At 55.8% G+C, this 18,839-nt stretch carries 18 protein-coding genes and 3 tRNA genes; 11 read left to right on the plus strand and 10 right to left on the minus strand.

Annotation, left to right across the window (positions count from 1 at the left end; translation table 11 throughout):
- Positions 1–16: 16 nt before the first annotated feature.
- A complete protein-coding gene (locus tag JMN36_RS00155) occupies positions 17–1,345 on the minus strand; it encodes a nicotinate phosphoribosyltransferase (RefSeq protein WP_204087317.1) in 1,329 nt (442 codons plus the stop codon).
- 134 nt (positions 1,346–1,479) lie between these two features.
- Here JMN36_RS00155 and clpS point away from each other — a divergent pair, with 134 nt between their 5' ends.
- The 6 genes from clpS (at position 1,480) to JMN36_RS00185 (ending at position 5,826) form a co-directional block, all read left to right on the plus strand.
- The gene (gene clpS / locus JMN36_RS00160) at positions 1,480–1,779 is read left to right on the plus strand and encodes an ATP-dependent Clp protease adapter ClpS (protein ID WP_041629461.1); all 300 of its coding nucleotides are present in this window, start codon (positions 1,480–1,482) and stop codon (positions 1,777–1,779) included.
- 74 nt (positions 1,780–1,853) lie between these two features.
- On the plus strand, positions 1,854–2,411 hold the full coding sequence (locus JMN36_RS00165; RefSeq protein WP_204087316.1) for a DUF2017 domain-containing protein: 558 nt from the start codon (positions 1,854–1,856) through the stop codon (positions 2,409–2,411).
- Positions 2,408–3,274 carry a glutamate racemase gene (murI, locus tag JMN36_RS00170; protein WP_204087315.1) on the plus strand — a complete coding sequence of 289 codons (867 nt, stop codon included), beginning with the start codon at positions 2,408–2,410 and terminating at the stop codon, positions 3,272–3,274. Before JMN36_RS00165 ends, murI begins: the two co-directional genes overlap by 4 nt.
- A 108-nt stretch (positions 3,275–3,382) precedes the next feature.
- On the plus strand, positions 3,383–4,153 hold the full coding sequence (locus tag JMN36_RS00175) for an MBL fold metallo-hydrolase (protein ID WP_221923624.1): 771 nt from the start codon (positions 3,383–3,385) through the stop codon (positions 4,151–4,153).
- A gap of 35 nt (positions 4,154–4,188) precedes the next feature.
- Complete coding sequence (rph, locus tag JMN36_RS00180; protein WP_204087313.1) at positions 4,189–4,953, plus strand: ribonuclease PH; 765 nt, start codon at positions 4,189–4,191, stop codon at positions 4,951–4,953.
- Between the two features lie 42 nt (positions 4,954–4,995).
- Positions 4,996–5,826: a non-canonical purine NTP pyrophosphatase gene (locus tag JMN36_RS00185; protein ID WP_328145536.1), complete on the plus strand. Its 831-nt coding sequence runs from the start codon at positions 4,996–4,998 to the stop codon at positions 5,824–5,826.
- 12 nt (positions 5,827–5,838) lie between these two features.
- Here the strand turns inward: JMN36_RS00185 and JMN36_RS00190 are convergent, their stop codons facing one another.
- Positions 5,839–6,174, minus strand: a complete 336-nt coding sequence (locus JMN36_RS00190) for a DUF3817 domain-containing protein (RefSeq protein WP_041629460.1) — start codon at positions 6,172–6,174, stop codon at positions 5,839–5,841.
- 153 nt (positions 6,175–6,327) lie between these two features.
- The gene (locus JMN36_RS00195) at positions 6,328–6,825 is read right to left on the minus strand and encodes a hypothetical protein (protein WP_422387124.1); all 498 of its coding nucleotides are present in this window, start codon (positions 6,823–6,825) and stop codon (positions 6,328–6,330) included.
- A 193-nt stretch (positions 6,826–7,018) separates the two neighbouring features.
- On the opposite strand from JMN36_RS00195, the gene JMN36_RS00200 reads away from it, so the two are divergent.
- A tRNA-Leu gene (locus tag JMN36_RS00200) sits at positions 7,019–7,100 on the plus strand.
- 105 nt (positions 7,101–7,205) lie between these two features.
- On the opposite strand, the gene JMN36_RS00205 is transcribed toward JMN36_RS00200, so the two are convergent.
- Positions 7,206–8,369: a DUF4272 domain-containing protein gene (locus JMN36_RS00205; protein ID WP_221923625.1), complete on the minus strand. Its 1,164-nt coding sequence runs from the start codon at positions 8,367–8,369 to the stop codon at positions 7,206–7,208.
- A 126-nt stretch (positions 8,370–8,495) separates the two neighbouring features.
- Here JMN36_RS00205 and JMN36_RS00210 point away from each other — a divergent pair, with 126 nt between their 5' ends.
- Positions 8,496–9,374: a glutamine amidotransferase gene (locus JMN36_RS00210; protein WP_204087261.1), complete on the plus strand. Its 879-nt coding sequence runs from the start codon at positions 8,496–8,498 to the stop codon at positions 9,372–9,374.
- A 61-nt stretch (positions 9,375–9,435) separates the two neighbouring features.
- On the opposite strand, the gene bcp is transcribed toward JMN36_RS00210, so the two are convergent.
- Positions 9,436–9,963 carry a thioredoxin-dependent thiol peroxidase gene (bcp, locus tag JMN36_RS00215; protein ID WP_012732021.1) on the minus strand — a complete coding sequence of 176 codons (528 nt, stop codon included), beginning with the start codon at positions 9,961–9,963 and terminating at the stop codon, positions 9,436–9,438.
- Positions 9,964–10,248: 285 nt separating this feature from the next.
- On the opposite strand from bcp, the gene JMN36_RS00220 reads away from it, so the two are divergent.
- Entirely contained in the window at positions 10,249–10,533 is a 285-nt protein-coding gene (locus JMN36_RS00220) for a DUF3618 domain-containing protein (RefSeq protein ID WP_012732020.1), read from the plus strand.
- A 136-nt stretch (positions 10,534–10,669) separates the two neighbouring features.
- Here the strand turns inward: JMN36_RS00220 and JMN36_RS00225 are convergent.
- Positions 10,670–10,745 (minus strand) — tRNA-His (locus tag JMN36_RS00225).
- A 92-nt stretch (positions 10,746–10,837) separates the two neighbouring features.
- Entirely contained in the window at positions 10,838–11,506 is a 669-nt protein-coding gene (gene orn, locus JMN36_RS00230) for an oligoribonuclease (RefSeq protein WP_204087260.1), read from the minus strand.
- 147 nt (positions 11,507–11,653) lie between these two features.
- Between orn and JMN36_RS00235 the strand changes: the two genes are divergently transcribed.
- Positions 11,654–12,580, plus strand: coding sequence for a Cof-type HAD-IIB family hydrolase (locus tag JMN36_RS00235; protein ID WP_204087259.1), 927 nt, complete (start codon positions 11,654–11,656; stop codon positions 12,578–12,580).
- A gap of 157 nt (positions 12,581–12,737) precedes the next feature.
- Here the strand turns inward: JMN36_RS00235 and JMN36_RS00240 are convergent, their stop codons facing one another.
- On the minus strand, positions 12,738–13,940 hold the full coding sequence (locus JMN36_RS00240) for a L,D-transpeptidase (RefSeq protein ID WP_046202588.1): 1,203 nt from the start codon (positions 13,938–13,940) through the stop codon (positions 12,738–12,740).
- Positions 13,941–14,442: 502 nt separating this feature from the next.
- Between JMN36_RS00240 and JMN36_RS00245 the strand changes: the two genes are divergently transcribed.
- Positions 14,443–14,515: transfer RNA gene (locus tag JMN36_RS00245), tRNA-Lys, on the plus strand.
- 191 nt (positions 14,516–14,706) lie between these two features.
- On the opposite strand, the gene deoC is transcribed toward JMN36_RS00245, so the two are convergent.
- Positions 14,707–17,259 (minus strand): deoxyribose-phosphate aldolase, encoded by a 2,553-nt coding sequence (gene deoC, locus JMN36_RS10840; protein ID WP_221923626.1) that lies wholly within the window; start codon positions 17,257–17,259, stop codon positions 14,707–14,709.
- A gap of 66 nt (positions 17,260–17,325) precedes the next feature.
- Positions 17,326–18,621, minus strand: a complete 1,296-nt coding sequence (locus tag JMN36_RS00255; RefSeq protein ID WP_204087258.1) for a thymidine phosphorylase — start codon at positions 18,619–18,621, stop codon at positions 17,326–17,328.
- Between the last annotated feature and the right edge of the window lie 218 nt (positions 18,622–18,839).

Raw genomic sequence — 18,839 nt, forward strand, 5'->3', positions numbered from 1 at the left:
GTTTCCGGTGAGCCGCCTAGAACCCGACGAACCGGGTGGAAATAGCCGGCTCATCGGCGGACAGGGCGAGGCCTTCCCATGGCAACGTGATGAGCGCTTGAGAGAGGTACTCGCGGCACGCCTCGAGCGAGGGGAGATTGCCTGTTATTTCTCCACCGCGCATCAGGGCCACAGTCAACGGGCGCGCATGCAGGCCGTTGTAAAGCTTCGGTGCGTCGTCGTCGAAGTGCGTGATAACTTCCTCAACTGCGGTTCCAGATTCTCGGACGGCGCGGTAGGCACGCTTGGTACCACCATGCGAGATCTTGTGGCTTGAGCGTTTCGCCACGGGCAGCCCGTCGACCTCAACGAGCTTGTACACCATTTCGGCGGTGGGGTGCCCAGAACCGGTCACCACAGACGTACCGACGCCGTACGCGTCGACGGGCTCGGAACGCAGCGCAGCAATTGCGAATTCGTCGAGGTCGGAGGACACGACAATCTTCGTGTTCGTCGCTCCTAAGGAATCCAGCTGGTCGCGAACCTGACGGGCTAAAACGCCTAGTTCGCCAGAGTCAATCCTGATGCCGCCTAGGTCAGTGCCGGCGACATCGATGGCGGTGCGCACTCCGGCGGCGATGTCGTAGGTGTCAACAAGAAGCGTCGTTCCGATGCCGAGGGTGTCGATCTGCGTGCGGAACGCCTCGTCCTCATGGGCGCCCTCGCTGGTGGTGTGTGCCAAAGTCCATGCGTGCGCTGCCGTTCCCGCTGAGGGGATGTTGTAGCGGTACGCGGCCTCCAAGTTACTGGTGGAGGAGAAGCCTGCGAGGTAGGCGGCGCGGGTGGCGGTGACCGCGGCATATTCGTGGGTGCGTCGGGATCCCATCTCCATGATGGGCCGTCCCTCCGCGGCGGTGACCATTCGCGCTGCTGCCGTTGCGACGGCCGAATCGGCGTTCATGATGGACAGAATGACTGTTTCCAGCACCACGCACTCAGCGAATGTCCCGCGGACCGTCAAAATGGGGGAGTACGGGAAGTAGAGTTCGCCTTCGGAGTATCCGTCGATATGGCCTGAGAAACGGTAATTGCGTAGGTACTCAATTGTTTCGTCGCTAAGGAAGTCGAGATATTCGAGTTGTTCGTCGGTAAAGACAAAATCGCGAACAGTGCGTAAAACTCGGTCGGTACCTGCAACAACCCCGTACCGACGTTGTCCGGGGAGCCGTCGCGCGAAAACTTCGAAACTCACTTGTCGATCCGCTGTGCCATCTTTAATGGCTGCGTCGAGCATCGTGAGTTCATACTTGTCGGTGAGCAGTGCGCTGGAACGTCGAGTGGTGTCCTGGGGGTGGGAAGCGTTCATGGCGATCATGATAGTGGGTGCCGGGGACAAACGTATATGAGTGGATAACCCGCCTCCTCGGTCGCCGTGCGAGGCGTCGGCACGGTTCGCTGGGTTCCTGTGAGTCGGCATGGTTTCTGGCTAAAGTGGACACCATGAGTCCTGCCGCAGCTCCCTTAGCTACCCCCGAAACAGACACACAGACGATGACAGAACCTGATCTCCCATGGCTGTGCATCGTGTGGGATGACCCCGTCAATCTGATGAGTTATGTCACCTATGTGTTTGAAACTGTGCTGGGCTATGGGCGTGCTAGAGCGACGGAGCTGATGATGAAAGTGCATACGGAGGGCAAGGCGGTCGTGTCGTCGGGGGAGCGCGATAAGGTAGAAGTCGATGTCAAGAAGCTGCAGACTGCGGGTTTATGGGCCACCATGCAGCGTTCTGAGGGCTAAAGCTAGGGCGGTAAGCTGCTTGTAGTTGTACTCGCTTCGTATGACGTACCGACGAATCACGTGAGGGATAAGCTGTGGAGCCGTGGAAACCCCGTAAAGGGTTGCTGAAGAAGAGGACAATAAACACGACCTTTGAGCCCATGGAGCGGGAACTTCTGGGTGACGCGGCGGCAGACTTGTGCAATGCATTAATTGAACGCCAGCGGAGCGCTCCCAAGGATGTGCTCGAGGAGATGACGGGGATCAGTTCGGGCCACTCCGAAAAACCGGAGGATCCGGGGTTGGCGCGCTTGCTTCCCGACTTTGAAACGTCGGAGGCCGAAGAGTTTGAGGGCGACAATGGGATGCTCCGTCAGCTTCACGAACCGGATATTATTTCCCAGAAGCTCACGAATCTTCGTTATATTGTCGACGCTTTAGGCCCCGATGGGTCGGTCAATGTGTCGTTGATCTATGACGACGTTCCACGCTGGTTAGCTGGGCTGAACGACATCCGCATCTATAAGGCTGCAGCCTTTATTGACGACGAGGGGCATTTGCCTGAAGCTGGCCCCGACGCAGGCTTTGATCGGAATTTCGTCGAATGGCTGGCGGTGTGCCAGGAGTCCTTACTTGAAGCGTGGCGCTCATGAAAAATAGCCCCATTGGAGTTTTTGATTCCGGGGTAGGCGGGTTAACTGTTGCGCGGACCATTGTGGACCAAGCCCCGACTGAGTCGATCATGTATGTCGGAGATACCGTGCACGCCCCGTATGGACCCAAGCCCCGCGAAGATATCATCCGGTATTCGACGGCGATTGCCGACGACCTCGTCGCCCGCGGCGCCAAAATGATCGTGATCGCGTGCAATACGGCCGCGTCGGTGTTCTTGGATAAAGCGCGGGAGCTCTACGACGTCCCCGTCGTGGGGGTGATCGAGCCGGCGTCGCGACGCGCGGTCGCGGCAACGCGCAATGGCCGCGTCGGAGTGATCGGAACGACGGGAACGATCGCGTCGGGAGCGTACCAGCGATGCATCGCGAATCTGGATCCGAACATCGAGGTCCATGCCGTCGATTGCCCGCAATTCGTGCCCTTCGTCGAGCGTGGCATCACGACGGGCCGGCAGATTATGGGCTTAGCGGAGGCGTATTTGGAGCCGTTGCAGGATGTCGGCGTCGACACTGTGGTGCTGGGGTGTACTCATTATCCGCTACTCACAGGGGTGATTCAGCTGGTGATGGGGGATAACGTGACCCTGGTGAGCAGCTCCGAGGAGGAGGGCAAGGAGGTTCCGCGGGTCCTTTATCAGGAGGATTTGTTTAACGACGCTAACCCTGAGGCGGAGTCGTTGGATGTGGTGGATGCCAACGTCGTGAATGACTATGCGGGTCCTGAACCTGTTCGGACCTTTGAGTCTACCGGTGATCCCCATCGGTTTGCCAGGCTGGCCAGGCGTTTCTTGGGCCCGTCGATTACCCAAGTGAGCCACGTTGAGGGCCTTACGGATATGTAGATCCGTGATCTTCATCTCAGCCAGATGATGGAGTGATGATCGAGACAAAAGCGCGCAAAATTGCAGCTTTAATCGCCATGATGTGTGCTGGTCTGGCACTATAAACACATGCGGTTGACGATTATCGGTTCTTCAGGAAGCCTCGCTGGTCCGCAGTCTCCGGCATCGAGTTATTTGTTGACGCCGGACGATGGGTCGGATCCTGTCATCATGGATCTGGGGCCCGGGGCGATGGGGGTTCTCCCGCAGGTCACCGACCCTGGTCGAGCGCATATCGTCTTTACCCACCTGCATGCTGACCACTGCCTAGACTTTCCGTCGCTGCTGGTGTGGCGTCGGTTCCATCCCCAATTAGCAGCGAAGTCCAAACATACCTTCGTCGGTCCGGATTTCTCTGCTAAGCATTTGGGCTTAGCCAGTGCCGACGCACCAGGTGACGTGGACGATTTCTCCGATAGCTTCGTCATCCATAGTTGGCGCGAGGGTGTTGTTCAGTCGGTGGGGGCTTTTGATTTCACGCCGGTGCGCGTCATTCACCCGACGGAGACGTACGCGCTGCGGGCGGTTGAGCGGGGAACCGGCCACACCTTGGTGTTTTCTGCGGACACCGTCTACTGCGATCAGCTGGTCGACTTGGCCAAGGGTGCGCACACGCTCTTGTGTGAGGCGTCATGGGGAGTGTCGTCGGAGGATGCTGCACCTGACATGCATATGAGTGGCCCGGAGGCAGCGATGACTGCGACGCGGGCTGGTGTGAAGCGGTTGATTTTGACTCACATCCCGCCATGGATTGATGCGCTGGCCACTGTTGGTGCTGCTCACGATCATTTTTCGGGCGAGATCGATGTAGCCACCCCGAAGAAGACCTACGAGTTTTAGCAGTCGTGTCCGGGGGGACCGGTAGGGTGGGGACCATGAGTGATTTTGTACGCGCTGATGGCCGTGCCCTTGATGAAATGCGTCCTGTCCGTATTGTTCGTGGCTTTACGACGAATCCCGCTGGTTCTGTCTTAGTGGAATTCGGAAACACGCGGGTGATGTGTACTGCCTCGGTGGAGGACCGCGTGCCTCGTTTTAAAAAGGACAGCGGTGAAGGGTGGTTAACGGCCGAGTATTCGATGCTTCCCTCGGCGACGGCGGAGCGGATGCCGCGCGAGTCAATGCGGGGAAAGGTCAAGGGGCGGACGCATGAGATTTCCCGTCTGGTGGGGCGTTCGCTTCGAGCTGCAATCGATTTGAAAGCGCTGGGGGAGAACACCATTGCGTTGGATTGCGATGTCCTTCAGGCGGATGGTGGTACGCGTACTGCCTCTATTACCGGCGCATATGTTGCTCTCGCCGATGCGTTGACATACCTGGAAGCGGAGGGCCTGGTGTCTCAGAATGCCTTGCTTCCTCCTGTTGCTGCAGTGTCCGTCGGTCTTATCGACGGGCATGTGTGCCTGGATCTGCCGTATGAGGAGGACTCGCGCGCGGAGGTCGATATGAACGTCGTGATGACGGAATCGGGCGAGTTCGTGGAGATCCAGGGTACGGGTGAACACAGCACATTTTCTCGTGAGCATTTGATGCAGTTTATGGATGCGGCGGAAAAGGGATGTTCAGAGCTGATTCGTGCTCAGAAGGAAGCTCTGTCGAAGCCGTATCCGAAACCTTTGCCGAACCGGAAGAACGCTTAACGAAGAACGCGTAACAGAGGATGGGTGCTTGCTAAAGGACGAGTGCTTAACCCAGGACGAGGAGGAAATGTGCAGGTCCTTGTTGCCAGTCGGAATGCTAAGAAACTGAGGGAGCTCCAAAGGGTTCTGGATATGCGGCATGTTGCTGGGATTGAGTTGCTCAGCTTGAAAGATGTCGTTGAGTATCCTGAGGCCCCAGAGACCGGCCGGACGTTCGGTGATAATGCCCTGTTGAAGGCTAGAGAAGCTGCCAAGCACACTAATTTGGTATCGATTGCCGACGATTCCGGCTTGGCTATCGACGAGCTCAATGGCATGCCCGGGGTGCTCTCGGCTCGGTGGTCAGGTAAGCATGGCGATGATGATGCCAACACGAACCTGGTTTTGGGACAGATGAATGATGTCCCCGATGAACGACGTGGGGCTGCGTTCGTTTCGGTATGCGCCTTAGTTATTCCGGAGAGCCGAATGCCTCGGGCGAAGGCGGCAGGCCTGACGGTTCCTTCGCTACAAAAGTTCAGTGAGGGTGTTTCTCTCTCGGCTCCTGCTGAATCTGGCGAATTCGTTGTTCGCGGCCAGTGGCGGGGCCGTATTATTCGCGAGCCTCGGGGCACTAATGGCTTCGGTTACGATCCGATTTTTGTTCCCGAGGAGGAAGACACCCGCGCCCAGATTCAACATTCCCCGAGGGATGCGGGTGATGAGGATGGCGAAGGTGTTAATCAGTCAGATCACTCGGGGAAGAACCGACGCCCGCGTGTTGCGCCGCGAACCTCTGCCGAACTATCTGCTGAAGAGAAGGATGCCCAATCACACCGAGGGCGCGCCTTGGCCCAGCTGGTGCCGATTTTGCGATCAATAGGGGATATGTAGGCGCTGGCGGTGCTACGAGAGGTTGAATGCCTTCTGGACTTCGTGCCGACGACGTGCCTCCACCACGAAGGAGAGGAAGGGGATGGTTCCCGCTAAGCATGTGGTGAGCCATTTGATGGGCTTCCACCGCGCTTTCGTTCCGAGGTCCAGCGTCATGATGAGGTATACCATGAAGAAAAAACCGTGGGCCATGCCGATATACATGAACCAGTCGGGGGGATTATCAAGAATCAGGTGGTCGAAAACCATCTCCACGCAGAGGAGAAGTAGCCACACACCTGTGACGTAGGCGGCCACTGAGTAGCGTTTAAGTGCGGAAGCGACTCGCGCCTGCCGAGCGGGATTGATTCGCGGTGTGTCGCGTCGCCGTTGATTGGGTGCGCGATTCGCGTCGGATGGATGTGTATCGGCTTGGCGTGCATCGTTATTGGGCGCACCAGTCGACTGTGCGTCATTCACAGGGGTGTTGTTAGTCATAGTGGAATTCCTGCATGCCTACGTTTAATGAGTTTTTCTGGGGTTCTCCGGGGTTTGCTCAGGCTGGGGGCGGGATCGCTGAGGCAAGAAATCCTCAGGTATCTCCCGCATAGGAACATCGTTCTCGCGGGAGGCTGTGTCCGTCGCTCCTTTGCGCGATGACTCTTTACGGCGAGAACGTGAGGTTTCACGCCTCGCGCCGGGTTCGGCATTACCTCCCGCGAGTTCACGTTCGTACTGAAGATACTTACGATACGCGATAATGAAAAAGGCTCCAATTGCCGGCCATTGCAAAACATAGCCAAGATTCTGCGCGGTACCCGAGTCCGACGTGTACCGGTCCCATTGCCAGTGGGCTAGGAATAAAGTTGCGGCCACTGCTGCGATGAGAAAAATGATTTGAACAATGCGAACCCGAACGGACGGCATCGTGTGCTGAGGCTGCACCTCTTGCTGTCCTCCGTCTGCACTGGTCAGGGCATCGTCCCCGTGCACGCGGTCGGCTTTGTCCTCTGTACTCACGTGCCACAGTCTACCCGTTGCTGTGCCAGGGTGTGAGTGGTGTTTGTACTGGAGGTTTCCATTGGCTGGTGCTGTCAGCTAGTATTACGTCGCGCATGTTCGGGTCATTTAGTCGGCCCGTATCTCCGAATTCTCAAACAGCTGGTGCGCCGTGTGGTGCTGTGGTTGATTGGTTCGGATGTTCATGTGTTTTGCGCTTGTGGCGGAATTGGCAGACGCGCTGGATTTAGGTTCCAGTGTCTTTTGACGTGGGGGTTCAAGTCCCCCCAAGTGCACGAAACCCCTCCCTGTTTGCGCAGGTGAGGGGTATTTTAGTTTTCAGAACGGGGTGTTCCAGGTCGTGAATCTCACGACGGCCGACGCACGCTCGACCGCAACCGCTACACCGATACGTCGGTGGTGTCCCACTCCAAGGTGTGTCCGTCGAGCAGCCAGTTGAGGGCCCATAGACGCTCAATGCCGCTGTTGGGGTCAAAGTTCGTGCCCCTGACCATTCCGCGCCGGGCGGCCGCCATGAGGCTCCGGTACGTCTGTTGTGCGTCGAGCAGTTCGTCGATATCGCGGACAGTCGGGGTCTCATCCATGTCCAAGGCAGTGGGGAATGCTTCTGCACCGTCGGTTGGTTCCCCGGTGAAAGCCGAGGGCAGTTCATACCTACCGAGTGCCCAGGTCAGTGCCCCGACGGCTTCACTTCGCCAGGACAGCTTTTCTGCAAGCCCCGGATCCGCGGTCTCGAAAAGCTTCTTCTCTTCTTTAGTTCGTGCGGCAAAGCCTTCCGGGGACGTTTCCTCCATAAGTGCGGGATCAATCGGATCGCCGCGTAGAACGGAATCCGCGTAATCCGCAACCATGCACAGGGCAATAGCGCGTAGCTGAATATCTTCCGCAGGTTTAATCGCGAGTTCTTCCGGAGCGCGCACAGGCGTGAACGTGTCGGGAATATCGACGCCGATATTGTCGCGAATCTGGTGCTGGATCGTTGTAAACCGCTTCTGCGCAGAATCAATGATGGGCGGGTGGCCTAAAGTCGTGACACTGGGCGTGGGAAGCAACGGTTGTCCGGCGGGGTCAATAAACATCCCGTCTTCCATGAGGAGCACGGCGTTGTTTTGAGCCGACCACTGCAAAAGCTGACGATAAGTAGACGGATCAGATGCATTGGCTTCGAAACTGTAATGCCATTGCGTCGACCGTAAGTGTTCCAGAAGATCTAAAGCTTCCTGAGGGAATTGTCCACTTCCCGCACTGACATTAAAACGAGAAAAAATGTATTCATAGAGTTCGTGAATGTGAGCGCTAAAAGTATTTAGCGCTTCATAATCGAGAGTGCTCGACTGCTTTGGATTTTCTGTGGCATCGCTCGAATCCTGCCCCTCTGATGTGGCCGAGGGGGATTCGGTGGTCTCCGAGCTTTCGAAGCTAGCCGGATAATCAGATGAAGAATTAGTGGGATTGATATGGGGCAAACCCTGGCTTTGTACAGGGCTAGATGCCACCCGTGGCTCACTGTATTCCGTGAGAGTGGAGTAGGCATTAATTTCCATTATCATAATCTCCGATTCGCGTTCTTCATCTATTAAGTGGATCCGTCACGTGTGCATATGTCACGCTAAGCGTTCCAGCCACGCTAAGCACTCCAGAGTAGAGCGTTTCGCGGTTAGAATAAGCACATGAATACGGCCTCCGCCCAGAACTCTCATCCACAGCCCGGCAAATGTACCAGCGCCGATCCTCAGAAAGATCCGTTACAGGGTCATAAAATACATAAAGGTTCGGAACAATTACAGTCAGGTCACGATAACCCCAGTCAGGGTGCATCACGACGCGAGGTTCTCGTTTTTCGACATTTAGCGTTTGAGGACCTGGGAACTTGGGAAGAAACCTTCTCTCAACTGGGCTTTTGCGTTGCTTATGTCGACATGGGCGCCGATCCTCTTGATGAAAACCGGGTCATGAATGCAGCTTTACTGATTGTTCTCGGTGGCCCCATCGGTGTTCACGATAAAGAGCTGTACCCATTTCTTGCCGACGAAGAAAGCACGATCAAGCGACGGATGTCGCAGGAGTCGCCGATCATCGGAATCTGCCTGGGCGCTCAACTAATGGCGCTAGCTGCGGGAGGCGCGGTTAAGCCCGCGGGGAGTGGATTAGGCGGTTCACCCGGCGCCATGGAGATCGGGTTTTCGCCCCTCAACGTCACCGAGGATGGCGCTCAGTCGCCCATGAAAACGCTTGCGGGCGTCGACGTCCTCCACTGGCACGGCGATTGCTTTTCGACGCCTCCGGGCGCAGTAAACCTCGCCAATACGCCTGGATATCCCAATCAGGCCTTCGCCATTGGCACCTGGGCCCTGGGGCTCCAATTCCACCCGGAATTCGACTCGTCTTCCGTCGAAAAGTGGTTGATCGGGCACACGAGCGACCTGCGCGCTCATGGTGTTGACATTGTGTCTCTACGGAGCGACGCGGCTAACAAAGGACCAGCCCTGAGGAGCGCTTCGACGGTAATGATGACTAAATGGCTTCGCCGCGCCGGGCTCGTGGAGTAGTGGGGCTCGGGAGATAACGATACTCGTAGGATAAGGCACTTGGGTCGGATACCGTCACAAACTATTTACCGCTCAGGCCGAGATCTTTGAGGATGCGCACAACATGGCCGGTAGCTCGGACGTTGTACTTGGCCAATTCAATGGTCTGATCCTCACCGACGACGAAGGTGGAGCGGATGACACCGTGGATAAGTTTGCCGTAATTCTTCTTCTCCCCGAACGCGCCCCATGCTTTCATAACTTCTTTGTCGGGATCCGAGAGCAAGGGGAAGGGAAGCTCGTACTTCTCTTTGAATTTCGTGAGCTTCTCTGGAGAATCGGGGGAAATACCGACGACGTCAATTCCCGCGTCGGCAAGCACAGACAGATTGTCGCGGAAATCGCATGCTTCCTTAGTGCACCCGGGTGTGTTCGCGCGGGGATAGAAGTAGACCAGCACTTTCTTGCCCGAATAATCCGACAGCGACACCTGCGTTTGCGCGTCTGAGGTCAACGAAAACTGCGGGGCAGGATCGCCTTTCTCTAGCCGACGGGGTGCCGACGAGTTCTGCTCGGCCGATGGCTGTGTATGTGACTTTGAACCACTCATAGCTTTTGAGGGTACCCGGAAGTGAATGCGCGGGGCCGATCCATCTCATGGGGGAGGGCGTGCACCCCGACTGGATGCAGCATGGGGGCTTTTCTCGGAGGCTTCGTCTTGGTCTCGACGGGCGAACGAGCAGTTTTCTGTTTTGCGAAATTTCGGTGTCGGCTCACCCTGGTTAGTCGTGCATTGTGGTTGTCCATTACCGTAGAGTAAGAGCAGAAAAGTGCTATTTCGTGGGCTATGTAATGCCCGTGGGACTAGCATCCGTGACCGGATTAAGGAGACCCTGTGGCTCGCAGCATTGATGCAATCCAGAGTGATCTTGAACGTACTCGTAACCAATTAGCCAGCACCCTCGATGAGCTCGCAGATCGGGCCAACCCGAATGCGATTGCCGACGACGCCAAAGAGAAGGCAACGTCGCTTATTCAGGACCCGAAGGTTCAAAAGGTTCTCATCGGTATCGGCGTCGCCGTGGCTGGTGTGGTTCTGCTGACAATGCGGAGCAAGAGGAAGCAGTCCAAGGAGATTAAGGAAATCCAGAAGCTCCTGTCGGCTCACCGGAGCAATTAGCCCTTTTAGCAGATTCGCACTAACCGCACTTCTTCATGGAGTGCGGTTTTGTTATGAAGAGCAGCGAGATTCTTATTTAAGAGTGGCGCCGGAATGGCGGAAGTCCCCCCAACACCGAAGTACTGGAGGGACTAGTTGGGGTGACTGACGGGGCTCGAACCCGCGACACCCAGGATCACAACCTGGTGCTCTACCAGCTGAACTACAGTCACCATTGCTGCGACGCTGTTCTTGCAAGAACGCTGCGCAGCGCTGTAAATACTAGAACAGATGGTGGGCAGTTCCCAAATCACGCCCTGAACTGCTAAATCGGGTACCGTCGAGAGGCCTCATCTGCGGCTGATGTGATTCGTTCGTCGGTCCCCTGATCATCTGTGATGAAGACTGCCCGGCGGTAGTAGTCCAGTTCTCTGATCGACTCTTTTATGTCGACTAATGCTCTGTGGGCCAGTCCCTTCTTGGGCTGGTTCTGATACACCTTGGGGTACCAGCGGTGGGCGAGTTCTTTAATGGAGCTGACGTCAATCATGCGGTAGTGCAAAAACTCGTCCAGCTTCGGCATGTAAGCCGCAATGAACTTCCGGTCACTAGCGATGGAGTTACCGGCTAGCGGCGCTGTCCGTGGCGCGTTGACCCACTTCTTGACGTAATCGAGAACCTCGTTTTCTGCCTCACCCACGGACACAGTGGACTTGCGGATTTCATCAGTGAGGCCGTTCTTGGTGTGCATCTGGGTAACAAAATCGTCCATCTTCGCCAGCTCGTCATCAGTGGCGTGAATGACAATATCGAGGCCCTCGTCAAGGATATTGAGGTTTGCGTCGGTAACGATGGCGGCGATTTCTACAAGGACGTGTGTGCTCGGATCAAGGCCGGTCATCTCGCAGTCGATCCATACAATGCGGTCCAGCTTCGAGTCCTCAGGTTTGTGTGCTGCTGGTTTGGTGGTGTTTGATTTGTTGGATTCTGTCATTATTGCTGCTCTCCTACGTGTACTGCTCGTCGTTAGTTGATGTGGTTTCTTCCCGGCTGTCAGTGTAGTTCGCCTCAGTGACAAAGTCCGCCCGATGATGTGGGCCGCGGTGACACGGCGACATAGCCTTTCCGTAAGCTGTGGATTATGCAGCATCGCGGAATTATGTGGAGGGATATAGATCCCCGTGAGCTCGATATTCGCCTCATTGTGTGCGATATGGATGGCACCTTGTTGGATGGCGATTCGCACCTTCCCGAGGAATTTTGGGAGGTTTATAGGCTGTTAACCGAGCACAATGTCACGTTTGTGCCAGCTAGTGGGCGTCAATTAGCGACGTTGACCACGATGTTTCAGCCGGCCGATAGTGGTGTGACAGGCGTGGACGACGTGGAAGACGTCGAAGGGTCCCACGAAGAGGTGTCTCTGCCACGGACGAACGACTTCATCGCTGAAAACGGGAACCTTGTCATCCATTCGGGTGAGAGAGTGTGGCAGAGCGTTATTCCAGAAGCGATTGCCCACGAAGTTATCCATGCTGTCCGCCGGGGAGTAAATGACGGGCGAAACCTGGGTCTGGTCATGTGCGCTGCAGACGGTGCGTATGTCGACAGGGACGACGATGCTTTTCTGGCCGAAGCGCGTAAATACTACGCATCGTTAGACGTCGTCCCCGATGTCGCCGATGTTGAGGATGATTTCCTCAAATTCGCTATTTACGATTTCGACGATGCCGAGGCCGCGGTTGGAAGCATCTTTGGGTCGCTCGATGAACGTTATCGGCCGGTAGTGTCCGGCCAACATTGGATCGATGTTATGGATAGCAGCGTGAATAAGGGAGTGGCGCTGCGTCGGTTACAAGAGGCTCTGGGGGTTACTCGCGAGCAGACTGCAGTGTTTGGTGATTATCTCAATGATCGCGAAATGATTGCCGAGGGGCAGTACTCGTTCGCAATGGAGAATGCGCATCCCACGATCATGGAGGAAGCTAATTATTGGGCTCCGGCTAATACGGAGGCGGGGGTTGTTCAGGTCCTTCGTCATCTTTTCGACGGCACCTCTGGGGCGCACTAGTTCGCTCGTGGGTGAATGCGTCTCGTGGGTGGGCATGCCCTCCCCGTGAGGGCTGTGTCTGTGCACGGCGCTGTCCGAACGGCCTACGAATGCAATGATGGCCGGCAGCTAGGGGGCGTAGCTGTCGGCCATCTTTAGGGTGAAGGGCACTGGGTAATTACTGGACTACTGTCCCGTTCTTACCGCTTTCCACGATCTTGTCGTAAGGAATGTTCCAGTCGCCGAGTCCATCGGTGCCAGAAAGCTGTCCACCTTGCGTGTTCTTTACCTCGACGATGTCACCAATGGTGGTGTTCTCGAGGAACCACTTCGCGTTCTCGGGGCTGACGTTCAAGCAACCGTGGGAAACATTCGTATTTCCCTGTTGCGCGATCGACCACGGTGCCGAGTGGACGTAGATGCCGGAGAACGACATCTGGGTCGCGTAGTTCACCGTGCTGCGGTATCCGCCGGCCGCGGTGGTCGGCAGACCGAACGTCGAGGAGTCCATGATCATGGAGGGGTTGTGGTCTCCCAAGAAGTACACGCCGTTCGGAGTGGGGTAGGAAGCCGACCCCATGGAGATGGGCATCGTCTTCACGACTTCGCCGTTCTTCTTGACAACCATTTCTTTGGTGTTGTCGTCGGCAGTGGCAATAATCTGATCACCGATCGTGAAGCTGGAGCTGACATCGTCGTTGACATAGGAGCCTTCGCCGAGGTCTTTTCCGTAGAGCTTGGTTTTGACGGTGACCTTTGTGCCCGGCTGCCAGTAATCCTTGGGGCGCCAACGCAGGAGACGTTCGTTCACCCAATAGAAGGACCCGTCGACGTGGGGTTCTGTGGTGACTTCAACGTTGTCTTCGATCTTCTTCTTGTTGGTGACGTAGTCGCCGAAGTCGATACTCAAGGGCTGTCCAACGCCGACCTTCATGCCATCACCAGGGGTGACGGTTGGCGACATTGGATAGGTTGGAGACACCGTCGTGAACGTCGAATTAAGCTTCTTGTCTTTGGCCGTGGCGGTCAAGGTATAGGTCTTGCCGTAGCCGAGGTCCTCGTCAGTTTTCCACGACTTTCCGTCGTTTTCTGATTGACCTTTAACTTCTGTCCCATCCGAAGAGGTGAGTGAGACGTCAGATAGCTTACTGCCAGCCTTAACGGTGACGGGATCAATGACCGAAACATCGGTATCGCCGTCGGAGACACTGGCAACAGGCTTGGCGTCCTCTTTCATCTCAGAGGTTTTCGCTCTGTTGGACGTACTTCCGCTTTCAACCTTTTGGAGTGTGCAGCCCGATACTCCGATCACTCCGGTGACCACCAAAGCGGAAATGATCATGCGTGCGTGCTTGCTACGCATGAACCTACGTTGTGGCATTTTCCACCCTTACACATTCGTCATTCGCTGCGTGTGTGCAGCCGTTCATACACGATATATCAGCGAGGGGTCCTCGCGTTACACCTTCTGGATCACTCGCCTTCAGTGATGTGTCCATAAAGTTGATTCTTATCGTACTAGAGAACTTTAAGCGACGTTGTGAAGAATCGGGGTGTTTGCGCGGTAACAACTTGGGAACAATCCTTGAACGACTCCATAACGCTTTGTGTGGAATTCAATGTGGTTGCTCAAACACTCTGGGTGGGGCTCATAATTGTAATTGATCGGTCTGTTGAGTTTCCCACGAGCGAGACGGGCTACATAGCCGGTATGAATTTTGTTGCCGACGATTGTTCGGTGTCGTTTTATATCCTAGTGAGCTGGACATTTGTTGGTTTCGAGAGAGATTGCTATAGTTTTTTCTCGTTGCAACACCGCGGATTTACCCGGTTCTTGTATTGCAACAATGCGACGTTTATCACCAAGGTGATCGTTGTTTTCTGCGCCATTAGCTCAACTGGCAGAGCAGCTGACTCTTAATCAGCGGGTTCGGGGTTCGAGTCCCTGATGGCGCACTAAAGCCCCAGCTAGAACAGCGTTTAAGCCTCTAGCTGGGGATTCTTTATAGCCAAAAGTCTCCAAAAAGTATCCGGGTTATAGAGTTATACGACATGCACAGGATTGCACCGATTGATTAAACAATCGGTGCGAAACCTATTGTCAGTGGGTACCGGAAACCCACAAAGGCCTTCATTCAGGCGGGTGCTTAGAACCCGGTCGCTACGGTTATTTCTGCCCGGACCTGCTCGAGCTTTGCCTGAGCTTTAGTCTGTAGTGCCATGATTTCAGTTGCGGTCGCGTCCGCATCGACGGGTAAGACTACCTCGAGATAACACTTGAGCTTGGGCTCAGTCCCGGAAGGCCGACAGATGACGCGTGTGTTGTCCTCCGTGAGGAACAGGACACCATCTGTTCCCGGTAAACCGTGGTAACCGTTCGCGAGGTCCGCGGATTCCGTGATGGGCGATCCCGCAAATTCAGCCGGCGGGGTTGTCCTTAGCTTGGACATGCCATCGACGATTCGTTGGCGGTTCTCAACCCGGAACGCGGCCTGAGTTGTGGCGTAGACGCCGTTGTCGCGAGCAATCTCTGTGAGACGATCGTCTACCGTTTTGCCTTCTCGATGGAGAGAATCGACGAGGTAAGCGACGGTAACGGCTGCCGACACCCCATCTTTGTCCCTGACAATATTCGGATAGGTGCAGTAGCCAATCGCTTCTTCGTAACCGAACGCCAAGTCCGGGGTACGCCCGATCCATTTGAAGCCCGTCAAGGTAGGGCCGTAATTGAGGCCGTATTTTCTTGCAATAGCTCCCAGTAAGCGAGACGAGACGATGGAGTTGGCAAAGACTGAATCCGACGTCTCAGCGGTAGTATCCCCTGAGGCTGCGTCTGCATCCGAGCCTGAACTCTGGTGAACCGGACGCAACTTTGTACGTGCGACGAAATCACCGAGCAGACCACCGATTTGGTCACCAGTCAGTTGGCGATATGTCGGTTCCGTCGATGGTCCATCGCTCCCAGTGGCGTCGCGGGTCTTTGTAGGAATGGCGACGGAGCACCGATCAGCGTCGGGGTCCAGAGCTATCACGACGTCAGCATGGCTACGTTGAGCGTTGCTGAGAGCGAGATCCAGGGCTCCCTTCTCTTCCGGGTTGGGGAATGAGACGGTGGGGAAGTCCGGATCTGGTTCAGCTTGTTCCTTGACGAGGGTGATATTGGTGAACCCTGCTTTGTTGAGCGCTTTTGTGGCGGTTTCGGCCCCAACGCCATGCATTGCAGTGAGGGTGATGGAAATATCACTGTGGAACGAACTGTGGGATTCGTTGGATGTGGGGGAGTCATCGCCCTTGCTGGCGGTTTCCGCCGTGCGGAATGGTTCGGTTTCTGTCTCGAGAGCTTCGAGGTAGGCTTCTCGTACTTCCTCGCCAAGGAAGGTAATGCCTTCTGACGAACGCGGGATATCCTTCGCCGGGCCCGTTTGTGCGATTGCGTTAGCAATATTGCTGTCGTCTGGCGGAACGATTTGTACACCGTTGCCCCACTGATCGGTCATGCGTCCACCTAGATAGACCTTGTACCCATTATCCCGCGGTGGATTGTGAGAAGCGGTGACCATAATGCCGGCATCAGCCTTCAAATGCCGAACCGCGAACGCGAGTAACGGGGTAGGAAAATGGCTCGGTAAACGTAGCGCATGGCCCCCGGCAGCATTAATAACCTCAGCCGCATCGGTAGCGAATTCTGCCGAGCCGTGGCGAGCATCATGGCCAATAACGACGACGGGCGCGGATCCGATGGATTCGGTTAAATACGATACGAGTCCTGCAGTGGCTTTGATGACGACGGACCGGTTCATCCGTGATTCTCCGGCGCCGATTTCTCCACGTAAACCAGCAGTTCCGAATTGCAGTGGTCCAGAGAAGCGTGCGGCTAATTCGTCGATGTTCCGTGTTTTGATGAGTTCACGGATCGTTTCAGCGTCTGTGGAATCAACATCGTTGTCAGCCCATTTTTCCGCGCGGGCGAGGATATCGTCACGTGTAGAGTCGTCACTTTCAGAGGAGTCTGCGAGGCCATCCAGAACGGCTCGTGTTCCAGAAAGCCCTAGGCGGTTTGCCCCCGCAGCAATCATCTCCAGTGCTTTTTCTGCTGTTCGAATTCCGCCAGACGCCTTAACTCCCATGTCAGGCCCGACGGTCTCGCGCATGAGGCGAATGGCGTGAACGCTCGCACCGCCACTCGGGTGGAAACCCGTCGACGTCTTGACGAAATCCGCGCCTGCATTTTTCGCAGCGTTACATGCGGCAACAATAGCGTCGTCGGAAAGAAGAGCAGTTTCTAGGATGACTTTAAGAACAGTGGGCGAGGGAACGGCATCCCGGACCGCACGAATGTCCTTTTCGACGGTGGCCCAGTCGCCTTCGGCTGCTGCCGCCAGGTTGATGACCATGTCGATTTCATCTGCGCCATTGTTAACTGCCAGGCGGGCTTCTTCGGCTTTGATCTCACTGGCGTGGGCTCCGGAAGGAAAGCCACAAACCGCTGCCACATGGAGTTCGTCGGGAACGGTGATGGGAAGCATCGACGGGGAGACACAGATGGAATACGTCCCGAGTTCAATAGCCTCGTGGATAAGCTCGTCGACGTCGTGATGCGTTGATTCAGGTTTGAGAAGAGTGTGGTCGACGATGGAGGCGACCTCGTCGCGCGAGGGTGTGTTCGTACCAGATGAAAGACTGTCTGGCGTAGTAGGCACAGTTTCTCCTAAGAATTGAACAAAAGTTGTTCAATGCCGTTTGCGGGCACTGAACAACGGCCGGGGCTAGTTGATTTTTTCGATAACGACGGACTGACGTGGTGTAGGAACGCTCTCGTCGATAGGAGCAATACTCCAGCCTTGGTTGAGTGATTCCAGAGCGCGTTCGAATCGGTCCGTGTCGTCAGAATGAAGCGTGAACAAGGGGGTGCCTTTCGTGACCTTTTGGCCGCGGTCCACCAAGATTTCAATCCCAGCGCCAGCCTGAACTGGATCTTCTTTGCGTGCACGCCCGGCGCCCAATCGCCAGCTAGCCACACCGATGGCAAGGGCGTCGAGTTCGGTGATCACGCCATCTGCATCCGCGTACACAGTTTCTGTGTGTTTCGCGGTGGGCAGTGGGGCATCGGGATCGCCGCCCTGGGCGCGGATCATGGACTTCCAGGTGTCCATTGCACGGCCATTCTTCAAAGCTTCTTCAACGTCAGCGTCGTGAACTCCGGCCAAATTGAGCATTTCACGGGCTAATTCGCAGGTTAGCTCGACAACGTCGGCGGGCCCTCCACCAGCGAGAACGTCCAGCGATTCCCTGACCTCGAGGGCATTTCCGACAGTCTTCCCCAGTGGCGTGGACATATCTGTGAGCAGTGCGACGGTTTTGACTCCGGCGTCGGTTCCCAGGTTCACCATTGTTTGAGCCAGTTCGCGCGCGTCGTCAAGAGTTTTCATGAAAGCTCCTGAACCAACTTTTACATCGAGGACGAGCGCGCCCGTGCCCTCCGCGATCTTTTTGCTCATGATTGAACTTGCGATCAGGGGGATGCAGTCCACAGTGCTGGTGATGTCGCGCAGTGCATAGAGCTTTTTATCCGCTGGTGCGAGCCCTGAGCCGGCGGCACAGATGACGCATCCGGGGTCTTCGAGCATCTGCATCATGCGATCGTTAGACAGATTCGCCTGCCAGCCCGGGATTGATTCCAATTTGTCCAGCGTGCCGCCAGTGTGGCCGAGCCCTCGGCCGGAGAGCTGCGGAACCGATACTCCAAACGATGCCACCAGTGGAGCGAGGGGGAGGGTGATTTTGTCACCCACGCCGCCTGTCGAGTGCTTATCCGCTGTTGGACGCGACAGTGAGCTAAAGGACATCGTTTCACCGGAATTAATCATCGCCTGAGTCCATTGCGCGATCTCTCGCCGGTTCATCCCATTGAGGAAGATAGCCATTGCGAGAGCAGACATTTGTTCATCAGCGACGACTCCGCGGGTGTACGCGTCGATAACCCAATCTATCTGACCTTGGGAAAGCTCCCCCTTATCTCTTTTGGTGCGGATAACGTCGACGGCATCGAAATGCTCAGCCATGTAGTACTCCAATCAGTGTTCCGGTGTACCGTGAGGTCACCTTTGAGGCGGGAGTGGGGATGCGCCATAAGGCTTAAAGTGTGACGTAACCAACTCTTGTTTCCACGTTGTGATCTCAATTATCATAACAGTCGGAACGTATGTCAATATCTTTTTTCATATATGTTCGCAGGCTTACTTGACGACGCCACCCTTCGTGGCTCCTTGATCGTGAGGAC

It is taken from the genome of Corynebacterium pseudokroppenstedtii (assembly GCF_019754945.1).
GTDB lineage: Bacteria > Actinomycetota > Actinomycetes > Mycobacteriales > Mycobacteriaceae > Corynebacterium > Corynebacterium pseudokroppenstedtii.

Coding starts and splice junctions, on each gene's coding strand:
- JMN36_RS00155 (WP_204087317.1), bottom strand. CDS start 1,345: ATGAACGCTTCCCACCCCCAGGACACCACTCGACGTTCCAGCGCACTG.
- clpS (WP_041629461.1), top strand. CDS start 1,480: ATGAGTCCTGCCGCAGCTCCCTTAGCTACCCCCGAAACAGACACACAG.
- murI (WP_204087315.1), top strand. CDS start 2,408: ATGAAAAATAGCCCCATTGGAGTTTTTGATTCCGGGGTAGGCGGGTTA.
- JMN36_RS00175 (WP_221923624.1), top strand. CDS start 3,383: ATGCGGTTGACGATTATCGGTTCTTCAGGAAGCCTCGCTGGTCCGCAG.
- rph (WP_204087313.1), top strand. CDS start 4,189: ATGAGTGATTTTGTACGCGCTGATGGCCGTGCCCTTGATGAAATGCGT.
- JMN36_RS00205 (WP_221923625.1), bottom strand. CDS start 8,369: ATGGAAATTAATGCCTACTCCACTCTCACGGAATACAGTGAGCCACGG.
- JMN36_RS00210 (WP_204087261.1), top strand. CDS start 8,496: ATGAATACGGCCTCCGCCCAGAACTCTCATCCACAGCCCGGCAAATGT.
- bcp (WP_012732021.1), bottom strand. CDS start 9,963: ATGAGTGGTTCAAAGTCACATACACAGCCATCGGCCGAGCAGAACTCG.
- orn (WP_204087260.1), bottom strand. CDS start 11,506: ATGACAGAATCCAACAAATCAAACACCACCAAACCAGCAGCACACAAA.
- JMN36_RS00235 (WP_204087259.1), top strand. CDS start 11,654: ATGCAGCATCGCGGAATTATGTGGAGGGATATAGATCCCCGTGAGCTC.
- JMN36_RS00240 (WP_046202588.1), bottom strand. CDS start 13,940: ATGCCACAACGTAGGTTCATGCGTAGCAAGCACGCACGCATGATCATT.
- JMN36_RS00255 (WP_204087258.1), bottom strand. CDS start 18,621: ATGGCTGAGCATTTCGATGCCGTCGACGTTATCCGCACCAAAAGAGAT.